The organism is Paraburkholderia sp. JPY465 (assembly GCF_050436725.1).
Classification (GTDB): domain Bacteria; phylum Pseudomonadota; class Gammaproteobacteria; order Burkholderiales; family Burkholderiaceae; genus Paraburkholderia; species Paraburkholderia youngii.
On record NZ_JBNDMT010000004.1, the window covers coordinates 14,898 to 32,930 of the forward strand.

Annotated in this window: 25 protein-coding genes; 6 read left to right on the forward strand and 19 right to left on the reverse strand. The window is 58.9% G+C overall.

Annotated elements, in window-relative coordinates; translation table 11 throughout:
• Nucleotides 1-53 precede the first annotated feature (53 nt).
• Complete coding sequence (locus QFZ94_RS32545) at nt 54-1,973, forward strand: ATP-dependent nuclease (RefSeq protein ID WP_429462051.1); 1,920 nt, start codon at nt 54-56, stop codon at nt 1,971-1,973.
• Nucleotides 1,974-2,070: 97 nt separating this feature from the next.
• Here the strand turns inward: QFZ94_RS32545 and QFZ94_RS32550 are convergent, their stop codons facing one another.
• On the reverse strand, nt 2,071-2,688 hold the full coding sequence (locus QFZ94_RS32550; protein WP_429462010.1) for a recombinase family protein: 618 nt from the start codon (nt 2,686-2,688) through the stop codon (nt 2,071-2,073).
• Complete coding sequence (locus QFZ94_RS32555) at nt 2,685-2,990, reverse strand: hypothetical protein (protein WP_429462012.1); 306 nt, start codon at nt 2,988-2,990, stop codon at nt 2,685-2,687. The genes QFZ94_RS32550 and QFZ94_RS32555 overlap by 4 nt, the downstream gene beginning before the upstream one ends.
• A 348-nt stretch (nt 2,991-3,338) precedes the next feature.
• On the opposite strand from QFZ94_RS32555, the gene QFZ94_RS32560 reads away from it, so the two are divergent.
• A complete protein-coding gene (locus tag QFZ94_RS32560; protein WP_429462014.1) occupies nt 3,339-4,070 on the forward strand; it encodes a hypothetical protein in 732 nt (243 codons plus the stop codon).
• A 50-nt stretch (nt 4,071-4,120) separates the two neighbouring features.
• Nucleotides 4,121-4,630 (forward strand): hypothetical protein, encoded by a 510-nt coding sequence (locus tag QFZ94_RS32565; RefSeq protein ID WP_429462016.1) that lies wholly within the window; start codon nt 4,121-4,123, stop codon nt 4,628-4,630.
• A 62-nt stretch (nt 4,631-4,692) separates the two neighbouring features.
• On the opposite strand, the gene QFZ94_RS32570 is transcribed toward QFZ94_RS32565, so the two are convergent.
• The 16 genes from QFZ94_RS32570 to QFZ94_RS32645 are packed head-to-tail and all read right to left on the reverse strand — an operon-like array spanning nt 4,693 to nt 16,296.
• The gene (locus QFZ94_RS32570) at nt 4,693-5,028 is read right to left on the reverse strand and encodes an H-NS family nucleoid-associated regulatory protein (protein ID WP_429462018.1); all 336 of its coding nucleotides are present in this window, start codon (nt 5,026-5,028) and stop codon (nt 4,693-4,695) included.
• Nucleotides 5,029-5,059: 31 nt separating this feature from the next.
• Entirely contained in the window at nt 5,060-5,326 is a 267-nt protein-coding gene (locus QFZ94_RS32575; RefSeq protein ID WP_124617261.1) for a DUF2274 domain-containing protein, read from the reverse strand.
• A gap of 14 nt (nt 5,327-5,340) precedes the next feature.
• Nucleotides 5,341-5,820: a hypothetical protein gene (locus tag QFZ94_RS32580; protein ID WP_429462020.1), complete on the reverse strand. Its 480-nt coding sequence runs from the start codon at nt 5,818-5,820 to the stop codon at nt 5,341-5,343.
• A gap of 13 nt (nt 5,821-5,833) precedes the next feature.
• On the reverse strand, nt 5,834-6,850 hold the full coding sequence (locus QFZ94_RS32585; RefSeq protein WP_429462022.1) for an ATPase, T2SS/T4P/T4SS family: 1,017 nt from the start codon (nt 6,848-6,850) through the stop codon (nt 5,834-5,836).
• Complete coding sequence (virB10, locus tag QFZ94_RS32590; protein WP_429462024.1) at nt 6,847-8,010, reverse strand: type IV secretion system protein VirB10; 1,164 nt, start codon at nt 8,008-8,010, stop codon at nt 6,847-6,849. Before virB10 ends, QFZ94_RS32585 begins: the two co-directional genes overlap by 4 nt.
• Nucleotides 8,007-8,900: a TrbG/VirB9 family P-type conjugative transfer protein gene (locus tag QFZ94_RS32595; protein WP_429462026.1), complete on the reverse strand. Its 894-nt coding sequence runs from the start codon at nt 8,898-8,900 to the stop codon at nt 8,007-8,009. The genes virB10 and QFZ94_RS32595 overlap by 4 nt, the downstream gene beginning before the upstream one ends.
• A gap of 2 nt (nt 8,901-8,902) precedes the next feature.
• Complete coding sequence (locus QFZ94_RS32600) at nt 8,903-9,619, reverse strand: virB8 family protein (RefSeq protein ID WP_429462028.1); 717 nt, start codon at nt 9,617-9,619, stop codon at nt 8,903-8,905.
• Nucleotides 9,616-9,807, reverse strand: coding sequence for a hypothetical protein (locus tag QFZ94_RS32605; RefSeq protein ID WP_429462030.1), 192 nt, complete (start codon nt 9,805-9,807; stop codon nt 9,616-9,618). Before QFZ94_RS32605 ends, QFZ94_RS32600 begins: the two co-directional genes overlap by 4 nt.
• 24 nt (nt 9,808-9,831) lie before the next feature.
• Nucleotides 9,832-10,908: a type IV secretion system protein gene (locus QFZ94_RS32610; protein WP_429462032.1), complete on the reverse strand. Its 1,077-nt coding sequence runs from the start codon at nt 10,906-10,908 to the stop codon at nt 9,832-9,834.
• A 10-nt stretch (nt 10,909-10,918) separates the two neighbouring features.
• The gene (locus tag QFZ94_RS32615; protein WP_342969501.1) at nt 10,919-11,188 is read right to left on the reverse strand and encodes an EexN family lipoprotein; all 270 of its coding nucleotides are present in this window, start codon (nt 11,186-11,188) and stop codon (nt 10,919-10,921) included.
• Nucleotides 11,189-11,200: 12 nt separating this feature from the next.
• On the reverse strand, nt 11,201-11,908 hold the full coding sequence (locus tag QFZ94_RS32620) for a type IV secretion system protein (protein WP_429462034.1): 708 nt from the start codon (nt 11,906-11,908) through the stop codon (nt 11,201-11,203).
• A 12-nt stretch (nt 11,909-11,920) separates the two neighbouring features.
• The gene (locus tag QFZ94_RS32625) at nt 11,921-14,599 is read right to left on the reverse strand and encodes a conjugal transfer protein TraB (protein ID WP_429462036.1); all 2,679 of its coding nucleotides are present in this window, start codon (nt 14,597-14,599) and stop codon (nt 11,921-11,923) included.
• Nucleotide 14,600: 1 nt separating this feature from the next.
• Entirely contained in the window at nt 14,601-14,933 is a 333-nt protein-coding gene (locus tag QFZ94_RS32630) for a VirB3 family type IV secretion system protein (protein WP_429462038.1), read from the reverse strand.
• Nucleotides 14,933-15,211: a TrbC/VirB2 family protein gene (locus QFZ94_RS32635; protein ID WP_069620893.1), complete on the reverse strand. Its 279-nt coding sequence runs from the start codon at nt 15,209-15,211 to the stop codon at nt 14,933-14,935. The genes QFZ94_RS32630 and QFZ94_RS32635 overlap by 1 nt, the downstream gene beginning before the upstream one ends.
• A 6-nt stretch (nt 15,212-15,217) precedes the next feature.
• Nucleotides 15,218-15,520 (reverse strand): KorA family transcriptional regulator, encoded by a 303-nt coding sequence (gene korA / locus QFZ94_RS32640; RefSeq protein WP_069620894.1) that lies wholly within the window; start codon nt 15,518-15,520, stop codon nt 15,218-15,220.
• Entirely contained in the window at nt 15,517-16,296 is a 780-nt protein-coding gene (locus tag QFZ94_RS32645) for a lytic transglycosylase domain-containing protein (RefSeq protein WP_429462041.1), read from the reverse strand. Before QFZ94_RS32645 ends, korA begins: the two co-directional genes overlap by 4 nt.
• A gap of 107 nt (nt 16,297-16,403) precedes the next feature.
• Here QFZ94_RS32645 and QFZ94_RS32650 point away from each other — a divergent pair, with 107 nt between their 5' ends.
• From QFZ94_RS32650 to QFZ94_RS32660, 3 genes are read left to right on the forward strand one after another with little or no spacing between them, the layout of a single operon-like run.
• Complete coding sequence (locus QFZ94_RS32650) at nt 16,404-16,724, forward strand: H-NS family nucleoid-associated regulatory protein (RefSeq protein WP_429462043.1); 321 nt, start codon at nt 16,404-16,406, stop codon at nt 16,722-16,724.
• 3 nt (nt 16,725-16,727) lie between these two features.
• Complete coding sequence (locus QFZ94_RS32655) at nt 16,728-17,084, forward strand: hypothetical protein (RefSeq protein ID WP_429462045.1); 357 nt, start codon at nt 16,728-16,730, stop codon at nt 17,082-17,084.
• Nucleotides 17,085-17,106: 22 nt separating this feature from the next.
• Complete coding sequence (locus tag QFZ94_RS32660; RefSeq protein ID WP_429462047.1) at nt 17,107-17,415, forward strand: TrbM/KikA/MpfK family conjugal transfer protein; 309 nt, start codon at nt 17,107-17,109, stop codon at nt 17,413-17,415.
• A gap of 202 nt (nt 17,416-17,617) precedes the next feature.
• On the opposite strand, the gene QFZ94_RS32665 is transcribed toward QFZ94_RS32660, so the two are convergent.
• The coding region (locus QFZ94_RS32665) for a hypothetical protein (protein ID WP_429462049.1) at nt 17,618-18,033 on the reverse strand (416 nt) is incomplete at its 5' end.

Below are 18,033 nucleotides of genomic sequence, written 5' to 3' on the forward strand. Positions count from 1 at the left end.
CCGCTACCCCGCAGCCCTATGACGCTATGCGGGAGTTTCCGAGAGATCGCTACATGCGAGACTTCATCGGGGGCGGGTCGAAGGGGCAGGATTGGCCGGTATGCTCAGTCGCTTTTGCGATCGATAACGAAACGAAAGCAGCGATCGCGAAACTTCTCGGACCCCACGGCGCCGTGCCGCAGGAGACGGTATTCACGCGGTATTACGATGGCTCTCTGACGACCGACTTTGTTCCCCCGATCGAACAGTCCGGACTATCGTCCGCCCCTGTGCTGGCTGCGCTAAAGACATTCGCCAGCGCAGCCCGCCGGCTAAAGGCCGCGGCGCCGGAACAAGAGAACGAAACCGCAGCCCTGCGGACCGCACTCGCCGAGTGGGCTACCGTCTGGCAGGACAAACTCAAGGGCAAAACGGATCTTCAGAATACTGACGATGCTGCGCTCCTCACCGTGCTTCGGAGTGAGGCAGAAAGCAAGAGTACGCCGCTGACCGCAGACATGGTCGAAGCGTTCCAGGAGGCTATCGCCCCAGTCCTTGACGCCGCAAAAGAGGAGCCCATACGCGCGCAAATCGACGCGTTGGTAAAGGCGAAACTGCCGGTCCTTATTTACTTCGAGAACTATGGAGCGCTCGATAGCGCGATCTATCTCCCACGGTTTATTGAAGATCTGAGACGCAATCCAGACCAACCAAAGGTGCGCACGATCAATGCGATGTTCAGGCACGTCAGTTTAGACGCGGCCGAGATTGCCGCGCTGGGGTTCGAGAACGAGTCCGAAAATATGCGTCGGCAGGGTCAATTGCCCTCGGATGACCTAATCGCAAAGGAGCAGCGAAGTAAGGAGGAGCGCGCGATTCGGTTGAATTCCGCGTCAAACGATATCAGTAAGCGCTTTTCCGATTGGTGGTCGCAGCGGCGCCACAAAATCCGTTACCACGCCGACGGCGAATACTTCCGGATCTGGGTGGCAGATGATCGGCGCCCCGACGTTGAGATCGAACTGGAAGCGCGAAGCAAAGGGTTCCAGTGGTTTTTTTCGTTCTACCTCGTCTTTCTTGTCGAATCGGACGAGGGACACAAGGACGCAATTCTCCTTCTAGACGAGCCCGGGCTTGATCTTCATCCGACCGCACAAAAGGAGCTAATTGCATTTTTCGAGACACTGGCCGAGCGTAATCAGCTCCTCTACACCACCCATTCGCCATTCCTGATTGACGGCGAGAACCTGCATCGGGTCCGTCCCGTCACCGAGGACGGCACGGGGCATTCGCGCATCAGTGCAGAGACCTGGCCCAAGGACCGGGAAACAATCTTTCCGCTTCAAGCAGCCGCCGGGTACGCCATGGTGCGAGGCCTTTTTCAACACAAGAAGAATGTGTTGGTCGAAGGAATGAGCGATTATTACTATCTGCACGCCCTAAACCATCAATGCCGAGCCGCAAAGCGTTCATCGCTTCCTGAAGACATCTACATCACGCCGTGCGGCGGGACCAAACTCGTCGGCCAGTTTGCAGCGCTGTTCTTAGGTCAGGACGTGCGCCCTGTAGTGCTACTCGACAGTGACGATGCGGGGCGCGTCCGTCGGGACGCCTTGTATAAGGAGCTGTATGCTGGCCATGAGAGCGCGGTTTTGATGCTGGACGACGCACTTGGACGACCAGATTCGGATTCTGAAATTGAGGACATCCTGGGCGAGGAGATACTTCTCCCCGCGTTGAACGCTCTTCTGAGTGTGCCTTTGAAGCTTACCGACGCAGATAGGAAAACCAAGGGTCTCGTGAATCAGATCAAGGGTGCATCCGCCCGGCAAAGCGTGAGCTTGCCCGAAGGTTGGAAGGTCTCCACGGCGCTAGCTCTCGTGTCTTCGTGGGCGACCAGCGGGACGGCGTTGCCAGATAACATCCTTGTGGCAGCCGCCGCGCTGTTCGAAGCGCTGACCGCGCGTTTTTCTGAGACAGTCGGCCAAAAGTGAGATCCTTTATCGCGAACCCGATGCGCTGAAGGGCCACGTCTCGATCGTTAATTTATCCCTTATGTCGGTTGGCTGTTCCATTGATCCTCGGCCCTCCCTAAGCCGCACGCGCGGCGCGCTGCGAAAGCAGCCGGAATAACGTCGATCGATGAATGCCGAACAGGGCGGCGATTTCCCGCATGCTAGTGTTGCCCTCGTCCGCGAGGCGATAGATATGGTCGAGTTGCGCTGTCGTGAGCGTCGGCTTGCGGCCGAACTTCGTGCCGCGAGCCTTGGCCGCTGCGCGACCGATACTCGTGCGCTCAACGATCAGGCTGCGTTCGAACTCGGCGATGCCGGCAAACACGGTCAACACCATGCGGCCGGCCGGCGTCGTCGTATCGGCCCACGGCTCGGCCAGGCTGCGCAGGCCTGCGCCGGCTTCGCGCACGCGTTCAACAATGTCGAGCAGGTCGCGGATGCTGCGCGCGAGCCGATCGAGGCGAGTCACAATAAGCACGTCGCCGGTACGCAAGTGGTCGAGCATACGGTCGAGCTGCGGTCGAGTGCGACGTGTTCCGGTGACTTTCTCGGCGAAAATCCGGCCGCAACCGGCCGCGCGCAGCTGCGCCTCCTGGTTGGTCAAATCTTGGTCGCGTGTCGAGACACGGGCGTATCCGATCAGGAACGCGCCCGTCTCGATATCGCGCGGCGCGATAGCGACTGAGTCTCTCACTGGCTTCCTCGCGATTCGAGCCATGACATGGCCTCGTTGAGAGCGTCGTCGTGCGCAGACTGTTGAAGGTATGCATCCCATGCGTCGCGCGGCCGCGCACTGCTCGCTTTGGCTAACCAATGCGCGCGCTCGGCCTCGGTGATTCCGTTCCACCAGTCGATGCCGGCTTGCGGATCTGCATCAGCGTCGGCCGGGAACACGCCCCCTCCTACTTCCGTGCCGTCCTCAAGGAGCCGGAGAAGCCAGCCCCCTCCCAAATTGGAAGGGCGCGGCTCAATCTCGTAGCTGTAGGTATTAACCATCGTCTGTTACCGGTCGTTTGTCAGTAGCGTAGGGGTCGGGTTACTGGATAACATCAGCCACTCGGCACGCCCACTACCACGCGTAATGTTGCAAATAATAGTCGCATATGTAGGTGCATACAAGACTATATTTTGCAACATTGCAAAGCCATGTCGCATCGAGCTTTGCCGGTTGCCGGCGCAACGTTGCAGAACTTAGGAGTTTTGCAACGCGACGAAACGGCAGCGGGTACACTTCCAGAAATGCTGACGGCTCGCGATACAGGCGGGGGCCAATCTTCCATGCCAGAGAGAACTGTGTAGAAGTCTGGATTCGATGGGAATTAACAATATCGGGGAGCGTTGGATATGAAATTAAGAATCGAAATTGACTACGAGAAAGTAATGGCCATTTTGTTTTTGGTGGCGTGGCTATTACTTCAATCAAAAAACGTCTTTGCAGGCGAAAATGAAAATAATATACCTGACATGGAAATCGTCTTTGCAGCCAGCGCAAAAGGAACAGACCCGATGTTCGGAAAGGAAATTCCTTGGAGGGTGGTCCGTCAATTTGACCTCTTGTGTCAATCAGGAAACTGCTACCTCAACGTAACAACGCTTAATGACGAAACGTGTGACGGCAAAACCAAGCCTACCGGATGGAATATAGACGGCGTTGACAAGGCAACCTACTCAAACGGCCGCAGTGACGAGAATCAATTGGAGGTAAAAGCGGCAGGGAGTGACGCGATACAATTCAAATTTAAGGATGGGTTAGTTGGCGATGCGCTCAATAACCCCACAGAAAATACGCTTATAGTTAGCTACGAGGACGACGACCCGAGTGTGGATCAGCTTAAATCTATCGCGCGAAACAGATTGAAGTCGGGAGAACTTTCCAAGAGTGAATATCAAAAATATATAAGCAGCCTTAATAAAGACAGAACACTCTATAAAAAAGCCACAAAATTGACAGGAAATGCGGTTGGCGTTTCTTTGGACTTGACTGCGCAAGGAAAAAGAGAAGTTAGGTCGGTACAATATACGTTACTGACTGCGCCAGTGTTTTGTACGATTGCCTTCTGGCCTAAGATGCGCTAAGTGTAGTTTGGCGTATACCGTATTAGAAGTGTCACCGTTGACACGCTGACATGCAGCTCATTCAGGCCGGCAGAGCCTGGGCGCTGTTTTGGACTACGCGAAATAATGCTCAAGGTCGATCAGCGACGCTCGCGGCAAGCCCCGAGCGCTTGGCGTACGAAAAAATCCCTTTATTGACGGCACCCCACAACGGGGGAAATGTGTTCGATACAGACGAAGAAATAGAGGCTTACATTGCCACCCTACCCGGCGGCCTTGATGAATTCCGGCAAATGATCGGCTCGGGGCGCATTGCCAACGCCCGGCAGCAGCGGGGGCGCGACTATCTACAGCTCCTCGATGCCCGCGAAGCGGAAGCGAGAGACAGGCGACAGCTCGAAGCGACCGAACGCGGTACAGCGGCCACGGAGCGCGCGGCGGCAGCCGCTGAGACTTCCGCGCGTGAAGCGGCGAAGCAATCAGCAATAGCCACGCGTGCGGCGACAATCGCCATTGTCGCGTGCATTGTGACCGCTGTTTTGGGTGTTGCGGGCGTAGTCGTGACGTGGCTCCATAAGTGAGCTAAAAAAACGGCCGCCGAAGCGACCGTCAAAAACTCCGCCGCCGGCGGAACCTGAGAGAGTTAATCAGCGCGAACGGCGCGCAGCGTGCCGGCCGGTGCATCGCCGTCCTCGATGAGGAACAGACTGCGATCCTTGCCGGCGATCCAGGCCGGTTCATGGCCCCGACCGCTCCACTCGCGGCCGGTGGCCGGGTCGCGATACTTCGCCACAACCGGCTTCATACGGTACGTGCCACGTCGATAGCGTCGGAGTTCGTTCGAAGTAATGTCCCACTCGGTCATCTTCTCGCGAATCTCCTGCAAAACGTTTTGCCGTTCGTCCTGCCTTGCACTCTCGATGCGCCGCTCCAACTTTTGCAGCTCGGCGCTGAGGTGCCTGTACGTATCGCCTTTCACCTGATTCTGTCCTCCGTGCTAGTTGATGCGATCAGTTCGAGCCGGCCGCCTTCGGTGCGGTCGCCTTCCACGTCTGGAATGCCTTGTCGCGCTTCATGTGCTGGATAAGAACGTGCTCGATGATGAAATCAAGCGATAGCTCTACGCCGTTCATTTCCTGATAGGCCCGCTGGTACGCGAGCAAATCGGCGTGTATCTCCTGCGCGAGCTGCACGGGGAGCTTCGTCTTTTCCGGCTCGCGCTTGACGATCGGCAGCAGCAGACGATTCGAAGGATTACGGGGCGTTTTCTGTGTCATGGTGGGTAGCTTCCTTAGTGCTTGGCGGTAACGGTTTTGAAGACATTGAGCGGCCAGAGCCACACGTAATAGAGCCGCACGTCGATGCGGCTGTTCCAGGTGAGTCCTTGCAAGGCTTCGGCGGGCACGACGCGGGCAAGCAGCACTGCGATATAGCCCACGAGCACGTAAGCGCCGAACGTCAGGACGGCGTTGTTGGTGATTGCGAAGCCCAGGCGCGGGGTGAGCAAACACACGATGAGCGAGAAGCCAACCAAAATGCCAACGTTGGTGAGCCGCACGCGCAGCGCGCGGCTGCGCGTCATGTTGAGGTCGCGCTGTTTGAGCGTGGCCTGTTCCTGCTCACTGGCGACGCGCGCAAGCCGAGCGGCCATAGCTTCGCCGTGCCGGCGGAACAGGTACGGCGCGATGCGTCGATAGATCGCCGTCGCAAAGGCGCCGGCAACAATCACGATGACGGCGTTCATGATGAGTTGATGCGTGGTGTTCTGCATGGTGTCGCCTCCTTTAGCGCTTGGCGTGCTTCTTCTTGAATACCGGGTCGTACAGCAGCTCAACGCAGTTCCAGTCGCGCATATAGATAATCACGTCGATGGTGGCGTGGACGGTGCGCAGGATCATGTCGTAATCGAGCATCCGGCCGACCTCGGACGATTTGACGAGATCCGCGATGCGCCACGGCGTTTCAACGGCGCTCTCCGAGTGCGTCGAAAAGATGTTGCCGGGGTGGCCGGTGTTCGCGCTCTTGAGGTAGTCCCAGGCCGCGTCGTCGCGTAGCTCGGTCAGAAAGATGCGATCAGGTGAAAGCCGCATACAGGTGCGCAGGCACTCACGCGCGGACAAACGGCCTTCCTGTTCGCCGTACATGAGATAGCCGATTTCGTCTTGCGCGTCGGAACCCACTTCGTGCGTGTCCTGCAACACCATCACGCGCTCACTGCGTGGCACGAGATTCAAGAGCGTGCGCGTCCAGGTTGACTTGCCCGAGTTGGTCGGCCCTGCTACCGCGATGTTGCATTTGCCGACCACGGCTTTTTTCAGAAACTCGACGTAGCGGCGCTCGTCGCGCAAGACGATCATTTCCTGCTCGAAGTCCGATAGCTTCGTCGCGTCATCAAAAGTTCGCACCTTGAGCTGGTCGAAGCGGCCTTCGGCGTCCAGTTGCTCAAGGGGCTTGTCCACGGCGAGGTGCTTACGGAACGCAATCAGTACCGTGCCTTCGAGCACGGCCGGCGGCCAGCAGATTACGCCGCGCGTGCCGTCCGGCAGCATCACGTCATTGACGGGTTGCCGGGGCAACCCGTTCGCGTTTAGCAGCGTGTCAGTGAGGCGATTGAGATAGGAATGCGTGAGAAACGGCGCTTCGTGGAAGACGCGGCCCTGCCGGGTCGCGCACACGAGCTGGCCGAACCTGTTCACGCGCATTTCGTACACGTTCTCGTCTTGAAAATATTTCTGCAACGGTTCGAGCGTATGAAGCAGCGATCTGTTGTCGAAATACTTGGCTTGCATCGGTGCGTTCATGGCTGCGTCCCGTCCATAGAGAGCGTGTACACGTCGCTGAAATCAACATCGCGGCGAACATAGATATTCACCGTGTCGCCCTGCGCGTCGTAGAGCGTCGGCGGTACGTCGATGGTCGCGCGCAGCGCTTCGGCCGCGAGCTGGTTAGACGTGTTCGACGTGTTATCGAGATTCAGATACGTGTTGTTGCTGCCACTGTTCGCACTGTTGGCCGCCGCTTGCACAAGGCCCGAGCTGAGGTCAGAAAAGAGCGAAATCATCATGGCACCGCCAAAGCGCGTCCAGAAGTGAGTATCGACCTGCCCCGGAATGCCCGAGCTGCCGAGCGCGTTCGTGCCGGGGCTGTCGAGATTGGCGATGGTGTTGTCGGGGTTGCGAACCCGCGTCCACAGGACAAATACGCGGTTCTGCCCCGCCTTGATGCCCGCCGTGATTTCGCCGTCAACGTGCGCGCCCTTGTCGATCAGCTTCACGCGACCATCAGCCGAATACACGTCGCGGCTCACTTGGCATCCGACCATGCCGGGTTGCGTGGTGTCCAGCTCGCCCTTCGTGCCACACGGAATCATCGTGCCGCTCGGGATGGTCAGGCTCGGATGCGCAAGCAGCGTCGCCTTGACGGCCTGCGGCCGGGTGGCGGTGGTCTGCCGGTCGAACGCGTCGCTGCTCGAGCTGACGCGTTGCATTGGCGATCCGGCGGGCTGGCCGGCCGGTGCGCCGCCTTGAGCGCCGGCCGGCGCCTGGCCTTGGTCGGCGCTGACCTGCTGGCCGCCCGCGAGCTGAATCCCGAGCCGGCGCGCGTTCGCGACGGCTTCGGGCGACGGTGCCTGTTGCTGCCGCGAGTCTTGGTGTGCCGGTTCCTGCTGTGCCGGCGCGCTGGCCGGCGTCGGGGCGGTCGCGAGCGTCGGATTCGTCGGCGTGTCGCTAAACGTGCGTTCCGGCAAAGCGCCCTGATAGGGCTTGTCCTGCTTTGAGGCGGCTGCGGGCTGCGCGGCGGGCTTGCGATGCAGCGCGCCGTATACCATCCAGCCGACAAGGCCAAGGCCGAGCGCGATCACAATGACGATAAAGGCGACGAGGCCAGGCGTCGATGCACGCGGCCCCTTGTTGAACGACTGCCGGCCGTCCTGCACGGCGGGCGTATCGGTGCGGTCGGTCATTTGTTATCTCCTTCGGGTTGCTTCTGCACGCGGCGCACATACGGCGATACGGTGCCGCTCGGGCTCGCGCCGATCGACGGGTTGTAGTTCGCGTTGAGCACGCCAACCACCTTGTCTTTCGAACGGATACGCCATTGCCGTGCAACGTTTTCCGCGACGATGATGTTGTGGTTTGGCCCTTCGATGTGAACGTTCGGCACCGCCTCTTTGCCAGCCGAATTGATATAGAAGATGGTCGGTAGTTCGGCGTTCGGCTCAAACTTGAAGTAGGTAAACCGGAAGTTGTCCCACACGTTGACCGGGCGAATGTCTTCCGTACCGGCTTCGTCGGAGCGGGAATAGCTCAAGTTCGAAAGGCCCGCGCTGGACGCGTTTGCCAGTGCTTCTTGCACGCGTTGCGCGTTGGTTTTCACGAGCGCCGACTTGCGGTCGTCATCGGGATACGTGTAGTTGAGGGCCAGCGTGGCCGAGCGCATCGCCCACGGCGTTTTGATGAACGTGGCCGGCGTGTTGCCGAGCTGACTACCATCGCCGCCGCGCGAGCCGATGAAGTGCAGGAGGATGTAATACACGCGGCGATCCGTGAACAGCGTCAGGTTGGTGTCGCTATTCGCGTTCGTCGGCCAGACCATGATGTGATTGCCGTTCTGCGATAGTCGCCAGCCGCCGGGGTCGCCAAAGGTGTGCGTGACGTAGCGCTCACCGGGCGCAACATTGATCGTCAGAGACAGACCAATGACGCAATTGACCTCGACGGTATCGGTCGGGTTAAAGACAACAGACTTGATGCGGTAGTCGTGGGGCGAGTTGGTTTTCGGCCCCACGGCGCACGCATACTGCGCGCCCGTCAGTGCGAGCGCGGCGGCAAGAGTGAGCATCGCGCGTCGCATAGTTATTTCTCCGTTGCTTCCGTGTTCGGGCGGAACGCCGTGACCTGAAAACCGGCCGGGTTGATGTATCGCTGCTTGGCGGTCATCAGTTTCTTGTCGTACTGATACGAAACAGTCGCAATCCAATGCACGGTCGGTTCCGGTTCGGGGCGATTGCGATATTTCTTCGTGGTCGTATAGCGCACGGTCGCAATGCCGTGGTCCGTATCGAGAATGACGGAATTGACCTTCACGGTGGTCATTTCGGAGTCGCCAAGCTGCTTGTCGGGCGCGTTCGGGCCGTTCCAGCGCTTCTTGTACTCGTCGGCCAGCGCGCCCGTTGCCGTCAGGTTCACAAAGTCATAGTCGGCTTGCGAGGAATAAAACTCGTAGCCGGTGTAGTGATTGACGAACTGCGCAACCCAATACCCGTCCGTCAGCTCCCCATAGCTGGTGACCTTGCCGCCGGGAAGAATCGAAAGCTCCTGAATCGCGCCCGTCGATGAGTCGCGCCAAAGAATGTGCTCTGCGATCGGCTCGCAGTAACGCCAGACCACGAAGGCGGCGAGCAACAGCGCGAAGATGCCGAAGCCGCCAAATCCGCAGGCAACCTGCCACGCGCGCTTGCGCGAACGCAGGATCTCGTCGGTCAGGTCGAGTTCCAGGCCTTCCCGTTCTTCGAGATATTTGTCGAGCGCGTCAGCCGTGACCGGCTTGCGCAGTGCGAGCTTATTCATCATCGTGCGGTTCCTCCAGCATTCGCGCCCGTCGCCGGCAGCGGCGTGGCGCTTCCTTGCAGTTCATCAGGAATGTTTTTGTTGATGGGAACAAGGTGGCTCATGTCAGGCTCGGGCGGCGGCTTGATGCTGGCGCAACCCGCAAAGGAAATTAGTACTGCCAACATGGTAAAAATTGCGTATCGCTTCATGACTGGTTCTCCCTGCGTATGGTGTTAGGAACGGCTCTGCGCGCCTTGTGAGCCTCGCGCGTAGTTGTAGCCGCTGCTCGCGCTGCTGGCCGAGCTGCCGCTTGCGCCGCCCGAACTGGAGCCGGAACCGGAGCCACTACCGCCGCTCGATCCGCTGCCGCTGCCCCTGCCCGATCCGCTGCCCCTGCCCGATCCGCCGCCGCCACCACCGCCGCCGGCCTTTCCACCGGCACCGCCGCTGACTGCGGAAATGTGCTGCGCGAGCTTCGTGCTCACGCCGTTGGTAAGCCTCGCGGCGAGGTCGGGCAGCGACTTCAGCAGCACGACCGCCATAACCGTGACAATGGCGGCCGAAATGATCGACATGAGCACGCCGGCATCGGGGTTAGGCGTCGCGGCCGCCGATATCGCGTTGTCGAAGAACTTCATGAACATGCCGAAGCTCATCGCCGTCATGGCGATCAGCGCGATGTAGTTAAAGACTGAGCCAAGCCAGTTCCCAAAGAAGCTCACGAGCGGCGGCGCAATCAGCAGGAAAATGAAGATCGGGCCGAACACCACCGTTACGGCAAGCAGGAACTTGGCAAGCAGGATCGAGATAGCGCCGATACCGCAGATAAGCACCGTCGCCAGCAGCACGACGAGGGCCAACAGCAACGCCACAAGCCCTTGCTCTGACAAGATACTTGCCTGCGCGAACAGCGTTCGCATGACGGTCAGAGAATGATCCATCGCCTGGTCAATCATCGTTGCGATGGCGCTTGTGCTGCTGCCGGCCGTCGAGCCATTGAGTAGTAGCACGGAGCTGAGGCTGTCCGGCAAGCTAAGCGCCCACGTTGCGAGCGTGGCCGCATAGAGACCTCCCGTGCCGGCAATGGCAACGATGGCGTAGTACTGCATGAACTTCTTCACGAGCTGCGATAGCGGCTCGCCGCTTGGCATCAACATGGTCGAAACGCCGTCGATCAGAAGCTGGATCGTCAGGCCGGCCGCCGCGATGGGCGCAGCCCACGAGACGATGCGGCTTACGTTCTCGGCAACGATCTGCGTCGTTACCGTGTCCATGTAGGTGAATATCTGCGTAACACCATCGTAGGCCATTGCCGTCCTCTCACTTAGCGGTCAGGTTGGGCGCAGTGTTGCTGCTTTGCCCGCCGTTCCGGTAGAAATCTTTGCCGTTGATGTAAATGTCCGATTCGGCGTTCTGCGCGTTCGCGCAGTTGGCCGAAATCTGCTTCGCGGCGTCATCCTTGCAGCTCGCGACCTCGGCTTTGCGTTCGGCGTCGTGCTCGCGATACCAACTGCGCGTGTGCGCTTCTTCCTCCTTGTTGTTGCACGCCGCGAGAATGAGAACCACGAGAATGAGGGTTGCCTTTTTCATGCTGGACTGTCCTTATTGGCCGGTGATATTGGGAGCGGAATTCGATTCGCTTTCGTCGCCGTACAGGTAGCGCTTTTGGGCGACGGCCTGCTGTTGGCGCAAGAGGTTGTCTTGCGCCTGCTGGCCCATTGCCATGAGCTGGAGCTTGGCCTGTTCGCCGTGGATAGCGCCCTGGGCGGTCTGGATGCGTGCCTGTAGATCCTCGATCTGCTTTTGCGTTGTGGCCTGCCCGATCTGGTTCGTAAGCGACTGCATATCGTTCAGCTCACGCATTTCGTTGTCGTAAGCCTGCTCGGTCATGGCGCGGTCGTAAGCGCCCTTGGAGTGCAACTGCTGGTTGATGAACGTCAGGGCGTCGCCGCGGCCCATGCCCTGAATCTGGCTGTCGAAGCGCGAAAGGATGGACGAGGCCGAGCCGGACACGCTCGATGTGCTGTTCATCGCGTCCGAATAGACCTGCTCCCAGTTCTGCGGCAGATTGCCTTTAAGCGTCGAAAGGCTTGTCGGCAAGAGGTTCTGGTACTGGCCGATGTTTCCGGTAATGGCTGCGTACTGACTTTCGGCCTGTTGCAACTGCGATTTCAGGTTAGCGATCTGTTGCGCGAAGTTGGCGGCCTGCTGCGCGAACGAAGTCGGGTTCGTCACGACGATCTGCGCCTGTGCGCCTGCGCACGAGGCGGCCAGTACAGCGGCGGCTACGGTGGTTCTCACGAACTTCATGGCGTCACTCCTTTAACGGCCGGCTTTGCGGCCGACGACTGCGGCGTAATACTTCGGCAACCACACGTCAGGATCATCGGTGCCAAGGTCACGAATGAGCTTTTCAAGCCGATCCGCGTTGTCCGGCGTGCCCGACAAGATGCTGATTTCCTCGTCCATGCCTTCGAGCTTCATGCTCGCCAACCCGGATTGGCCGCCCTGACGAATGAGGAATTGACGGCTGTTCTCGGGAATCGACATAACCGCGTCGATATCGGCGGGCGGGCACTTCAGGCCCCTGTCGCCGTAGTCCTCGCGGTCGGCGTCGCGGTTTTCGAGCAGGACTTGCGTAACCATCTGCTGGATGATGGTTTTGCCGATCGTGCTGGAAATCGCGTCGTTCGGCTCCTGCGTCGAGAACACATAAATGCAGTCCTTCTTGCGGTCGTTCTTAATGCCGCGCTTGACCTCGCGAACCATGATCGGGTCATCAAGATACTGTGCGAACTCGTCAAACACCTGAATGAAGCGGCGCTTGCCGTCGATCGTTTCGCGCACGCGGAAATTCAGGTACATCAGCATCGGCGTGCGTGTGACCGGTGCGACTTCATCCTTGCCGACGAGAAATTCGGTCAGGTCGAACGCGTTGATATCGTTCTTGCGGAAGTCGAGCAGGTCGGCGTCGTTGTCGAACAGCCAGCCGTACTCGCCGTGGCGCGTCCACGGCAGCAGCATCGCGGCCACGGTCAGGCGCATGGCCGACGTGCGGTGCGGCTTCTCGCAGTGCTCCATGACCGCCGTAAGCGTGCGGCTGTCCATCGGGATATAGGACTTGCGCGCTTCCAGCTCCGCGGCGCTGAGGCCGGCGTCGATGGGCGGCCCCATGACGGCGTCAATGGCGCTGTTGAGCGTGTCCAGCTCGGGCTGCTCCATCGGCTTGCCGTTCAGCGTGATTTCGCAAAGCACACGCAGCAGACGTTTGACAAAGGCAATGTGAATAAGCGTGGGCGTGAGCTGGAGCGGCTGCCAGCCGGTATTCAGCCCTTCTTTCAGCACCGTGTAATGGCCGTGCAGCGCCTTGACGAGCGGATACATGCCGCGATCACGGTCATAGATCGCCATGCGCGGGTCAATCGAAACCTCGGTCGAGAACGTCAGCAGCGCATTAAGCGTGGTCGTCTTACCGGAGCCGATGCGCCCGAAAATGCCCGTTACACCGGCCGGCCGCTTGCCAAACGAGCGCTCAAGTTTCGGCGTCGAATGGAAGTTGAGGAAAAGCGGCGAGCCGCTCACGCCGCGAAACAACATGATTGCGCGGCCCCACGGGTTATCCGTGGGCTTGCCGGAAATGAAGTTGTGAAACGACGAGAAACAGAAAAGGTTCCAGCTATTGACCGGCACCGGCCGGGGCATCCAGGCAGTATTGCCAGGCAGGCGCGAGTAAAACGCCGCGTCTGAAGCGAGGCTGACGGCACCGGCCGATATGCCGCACTGATTCATCATGACTTTGGCTTGGCGCGCGGTCTGCTGCGCGCCATCGGCCGTGAGCGAAACAACGTGCATCACGGCATAGTAAAAGCCCATGATGATGCGGCCCGCTGCAACGTCATCGCGCGCCGTGCTCAATTCCTCGGTTTGCGACTTGCTCGGGTCGTTCGTCTCCATCATGGAAAGCTGCTGATTGCGCAGAAGCACGCGACCGGCTGCACGCGACATGCAGCAAAACACCTGCGTCAGCACGTACTCATACGGCGCCTCCATCAAGAGATTGAGCTGGCCCGGTTCGGTGTTTTCCTCGAAGTCGTGAACCTCGATGCCCGCCATATACAGATTGCGCTCGACGGCGCGCAGCTCGATCACGTCGCCAAAGAGCGAGCTGACCGGGCGATTCGTCATCAGGTAATCGCAGATGCGACCACGGCACACCGGCACGATCGACCATTCGCCATTCGCAAGGAAGCTGAACCATTCGAGCACGCGCGAAAAGACGTGCCTTTGCGCGAGCGGCACCGGCTCTGCCGGCACGCTGGCCGGCTCATCGGCCGGCAGCTCGGCCAACAGGTCGCCTTCGGGGTCGTCGTCGTCCGGGGCGTCGTCTTCGATATCGGGAGCGCTGTCGGCGTCCTCGATGATGTTGCCGTTCTTGTCGCGGTAATAGAGGGTCAACGGCTCGATGCTGTAGGCGCTCATTGCGCCCATTAGCTGAGTCGAAATGTCCTCCAGTTTCTCGATTGCCTGCTTCTGACGTTCTTCGAGTTGTTCGCGCGACGGTCGATCAAACTTCGAAAGGAACTGCTGTGCGATATCGCCAACCGGGTTGTATACGACCGTCAGATACCAGTCGTTGACCATCAGCGGTGCCTTGTCGAACATCTTGCGGTACTTCGCATTCAGATCGCGCGCAAACTTGGTCGGAAACTCGCCGGCCGGGTAGCTCTCGATCTTGTGATGGTGCAAGTGCGTCCAGATTTTGACATGCTCGTTGCCGATCTGCTTCGCAACGTGGTTGAGGTCTAGCACCCAATGGCGCAACGTCTCATCGGTAGCACTGGCGTGCGTTCGGCCTTGAATGCGGAACGCAATGACGTATTCGCCTCCGACCGTGCTAACAATCGTGGGCGTGAGGTGCTGCGAGTACGGAATGAACTGCGTAAACGAAGGCTCTTTCACAAAGCTCTTGTTCTTTTTTATCTCTCGGGTAGCAACGGCCATGCTATACCTCGTCTCGGTGGTCCTCTTTGATTCGGTCGATGTAGCTGACCGGCGAGAAACTAGAGCCTTTCCATAGCGAAGTGAGTCGCGAGTCGAACCGGTTGCGCACCTTGGTTTTGATCCATAGCCACAAGATGCGGAACATGCGTTCGTCGTGTTTCGTTATCGCGTACTCGACCATCCACAGCAGCGCGAACAGCAACATCGCGTACAAATGGATGAACATGTACAAGGCACCGCAGAACATGAAAGTTCCAAGGAGCACGGTGCGCGGCACGAAAAACCAGCACGGCACACGCGTAGCCCCCTTGAACAGCGGAAATTTCGCGGCCATCACGAAATCCAGTAGCCGACAATCGCAGAAGCGGAGCCGGCGACGATCAGGCCAATGACCGGATAGACGAGCTGGTGCAGCTTGACCATGTGAGCCATGAGGCCAACGCCCATCGCGACGATAATCATTGCGCAGCCAACCGGAACCCAAACCATCATCCAGGTCTGTGCGGAATTGAGGCCGGACGCGCCCGTATCGACGGCAAAAGCCTGCGTGGCGGCAAGCAGGAACATCAGGCCCACGGCGACTTGCGATGCTTGAATCTGTTTCTTCTTCATCGGGGTTCACTCCACGGTTAAGTTTTCGGACTCCCATTCGAAGTCCGATAGAGACAACGCACACTCTTTGACGCCAACCTGCGTGTCGATCCAATCGACCAGCGCGCGCAAGTCAGACCACGTTCTAGGCTCCAGCGCTTTCTTGACGCGGATCGAGCACGTATAGGCCTGGCCGGCTTCGTTCCGAATGTCGATGAATGGAATCCACTGGCGAGACTCGATGCGATGAATCACAACGCGATCGACCTGCCATTCGCGCAGGATGCTTTCGAGCTGGCTTTGCATCGCCAGATACACAACGGTTTTCATTGGCTTCCTTTTGCTGAAACACGGCTCATGAACGCGCCGAGTTCGGGATGGGCGAATGCCCCTTCTTCGATTTGCCCTGCCGCGCCCTGCTCGCCGCCCTGCGTGGCCGGGTCGGCTGCGGGCTGCGCGGGCACGACTGCTGCAACGGCTTGCCGGCGAACCGGCGTCGCGCTCGATGCGCTCGGGCTGGTGGGTGCGCCCGCATCGTTCGCATTGATTGGCCCGTCCATCAGCTCGGGCACCTTGTAGCGAACCTGAGCAACAACGCGTTTGACGTAGCCGTTTGCAAAGCCCTTGCTTTGCGAATCGGTGTTGTAGCAAGACAAGGCGCGCTGCAAAGCGCCCTGCCCTTCTCCAACGGCCTGCACCGCACGCGCATAGCAGTTGCCGAGAATGAGGGCCGCCGCGCGCAAGTTGGTGCAAGGGTCTAGGAGCTGTTCACCCGTAAGCCCTAGACTGCGAAAATTGCCAGAGTTGATCTGGGCAAATCCAACGTCATAATTCCAGCCGCGCTTGTTGAGCAACGCGATGGCGTCGCGTGCGTCCTGCTCGGTCGCGGGTTGCCGGGGCAGGCTGTTACCGCCGTTGACGTTGATGGCGTATTGGTTGTTGTGAGACTCGGCGCGAACCAGATACGCGAGCGTCAGAGGATGAATGTCAGGCGCGCACGTGCGGGCCAGCGCGAGGATCTGCGGTGACAACGCAGCAGGCGTCGCCTCCGCAACCACGGGCACGGCCATGATTGGCACGAGAGAGAGTGCGGCGAATTTATTCACACATCCTCTTTTGCACGAAACGGACAGAGTATATTATGGAAGCGTAATCAGTGAGAGGCAAGGATAAAAATGCGAGTCGGCGTCTTGTCAGAAGGCAGGATGGAACCGTGATCGAGTTCGTACCGTTCCCCTCAAAGACGGCACCGGGAGGCGAGGCGCGTTACCGCGACCCTGCGAATCCGCTCAACACCTGGTCTGGGTGGGGCCAACGGCCTGCATGGGTCGTGGCCTACCTGGATCAAGGTCGAACGCTGGAGGAATTCCACATTCCCAACGCCGCGCCGATCACGCGCCCGAGCTATCGCGATCCAGAGAATCCGGCCAATACGTGGTCGGGCTTCGGCCGGCGGCCGGCGTGGTTGATGGCGTACTTGAAGGCAGGTCGAACGCTCGATGAATTCGAGGTGACGGAAGAAAAGAAAGGATGAGACATGGGACAGGTCATTCCAATTAAGACGGGTAAGCGTGTTCGCCGCGAACGTCGCGCACGGAAGTTCGCCGCGCTCTTTGAGCGCGCTATACCGGCCCTGGCCGGCGCTGCTCGTTTAATTGGTCGCCTGTCGCGTGATACCGCGTGGATGCTCGCGTGCGGCTCTCTTCGTCTCTTTGGCCGCTACATACGGTTTGGGTTGACGCTGGTTGTTCTCGCGGGCCTCGTTGTCCTTGGTGTCGAATACGCTCATCACTGGCCGCACCCTCGGAATGCGATCATCACAGGAGTCGTGATACTCGCGCTGCTGGGCCTGCGTGAAGCGTTGATTAGACTGGAACGCCGAGCGCTCTTTTAAGCCCCCTTATGGAGATAACGCCATGAAGAAGAAAGCTGTCTCATGCGCCCTCGCACTCATCCTTGGTTTGTCAGGCCCGCTCGTTGCATTTGCTTCGCCGTGCGATTCCCTTGTCTGTATGACTGGCAAGGCAATGGGGCAGTCCGGCGGCGATAACTGCAACAAGCCGATCAGCGATTTCCTGTCCATCAAGAAGTTTCACCACGGGCACCTTGACCTAAGCGCGACGTCAGATGCACGCAGGCAATTCCTCAACGAATGCCCTGACGCCAACCAGTCCAACGCGGGCAACGTGGATCAGGTTATCAGCCTCTTTGGCGCGATGGAATAACCTGTAACGGCACAGTTACGAATTAACCTTTTTTGATATTCAATAATTGTCGCAGATTACCTGTCATATTTACCAGCTTGATTTTAGCGTTAAAGCCTAGTATGGAATTATTCATATTGGGTAAAATAATGACGAAATAAAAAGGGAGAGAAGTTGCCTTCTCTCCCTTTCTCGTACTGCGGCGGCTATTAGAGCCTTCTCCCTAGAACCCGACTTCCTCCTCGCTGATTTCAGCCGTCGAACGCTGCGGTACTACGTCAAGCGCGATGCGAACAGAGTTGTCAGCGTTACGCTTGCGACGGCCAAACACGGTGAGGCGCGGTGCTGCCTTCCAATCGTCCTCCGTGTACTCGTTTTCGACGCCAGGCGTCAGGGGCAAGACGGTGAGATAGCCTGTGTAGTCCGGCGACTTCTCCGTTTTCTTCTTCTCGCTGCGAAAGAGTCGCCCCGAGAAATGCACCTGCCCTTTCGCGCCAATCGACAAGTCGAGAAACTGCGTATCCGAACCGTTGCGAGCTTCCTTGAGGAAGGCCGACAACGGAACCGATACCCCTTCGAGCTTGATCGAACCTGTAAACATCGGCCCGTTTGCGCGGGCATGGTCGGCATCTACAGGAA

Excerpts from the sequence above, each read along its gene's own strand:
- QFZ94_RS32545 (WP_429462051.1), top strand. The coding sequence starts at position 54 with ATGCGAGACTTCATCGGGGGCGGGTCGAAGGGGCAGGATTGGCCGGTA.
- QFZ94_RS32555 (WP_429462012.1), bottom strand. The coding sequence starts at position 2,990 with ATGGTTAATACCTACAGCTACGAGATTGAGCCGCGCCCTTCCAATTTG.
- QFZ94_RS32560 (WP_429462014.1), top strand. The coding sequence starts at position 3,339 with ATGAAATTAAGAATCGAAATTGACTACGAGAAAGTAATGGCCATTTTG.
- QFZ94_RS32565 (WP_429462016.1), top strand. The coding sequence starts at position 4,121 with ATGCAGCTCATTCAGGCCGGCAGAGCCTGGGCGCTGTTTTGGACTACG.
- QFZ94_RS32575 (WP_124617261.1), bottom strand. The coding sequence starts at position 5,326 with ATGACACAGAAAACGCCCCGTAATCCTTCGAATCGTCTGCTGCTGCCG.
- QFZ94_RS32580 (WP_429462020.1), bottom strand. The coding sequence starts at position 5,820 with ATGCAGAACACCACGCATCAACTCATCATGAACGCCGTCATCGTGATT.
- QFZ94_RS32585 (WP_429462022.1), bottom strand. The coding sequence starts at position 6,850 with ATGAACGCACCGATGCAAGCCAAGTATTTCGACAACAGATCGCTGCTT.
- virB10 (WP_429462024.1), bottom strand. The coding sequence starts at position 8,010 with ATGACCGACCGCACCGATACGCCCGCCGTGCAGGACGGCCGGCAGTCG.
- QFZ94_RS32595 (WP_429462026.1), bottom strand. The coding sequence starts at position 8,900 with ATGCGACGCGCGATGCTCACTCTTGCCGCCGCGCTCGCACTGACGGGC.
- QFZ94_RS32600 (WP_429462028.1), bottom strand. The coding sequence starts at position 9,619 with ATGATGAATAAGCTCGCACTGCGCAAGCCGGTCACGGCTGACGCGCTC.
- QFZ94_RS32605 (WP_429462030.1), bottom strand. The coding sequence starts at position 9,807 with ATGAAGCGATACGCAATTTTTACCATGTTGGCAGTACTAATTTCCTTT.
- QFZ94_RS32610 (WP_429462032.1), bottom strand. The coding sequence starts at position 10,908 with ATGGCCTACGATGGTGTTACGCAGATATTCACCTACATGGACACGGTA.
- QFZ94_RS32615 (WP_342969501.1), bottom strand. The coding sequence starts at position 11,188 with ATGAAAAAGGCAACCCTCATTCTCGTGGTTCTCATTCTCGCGGCGTGC.
- QFZ94_RS32620 (WP_429462034.1), bottom strand. The coding sequence starts at position 11,908 with ATGAAGTTCGTGAGAACCACCGTAGCCGCCGCTGTACTGGCCGCCTCG.
- QFZ94_RS32625 (WP_429462036.1), bottom strand. The coding sequence starts at position 14,599 with ATGGCCGTTGCTACCCGAGAGATAAAAAAGAACAAGAGCTTTGTGAAA.
- QFZ94_RS32630 (WP_429462038.1), bottom strand. The coding sequence starts at position 14,933 with ATGGCCGCGAAATTTCCGCTGTTCAAGGGGGCTACGCGTGTGCCGTGC.
- QFZ94_RS32635 (WP_069620893.1), bottom strand. The coding sequence starts at position 15,211 with ATGAAGAAGAAACAGATTCAAGCATCGCAAGTCGCCGTGGGCCTGATG.
- korA (WP_069620894.1), bottom strand. The coding sequence starts at position 15,520 with ATGAAAACCGTTGTGTATCTGGCGATGCAAAGCCAGCTCGAAAGCATC.
- QFZ94_RS32655 (WP_429462045.1), top strand. The coding sequence starts at position 16,728 with ATGGGACAGGTCATTCCAATTAAGACGGGTAAGCGTGTTCGCCGCGAA.
- QFZ94_RS32660 (WP_429462047.1), top strand. The coding sequence starts at position 17,107 with ATGAAGAAGAAAGCTGTCTCATGCGCCCTCGCACTCATCCTTGGTTTG.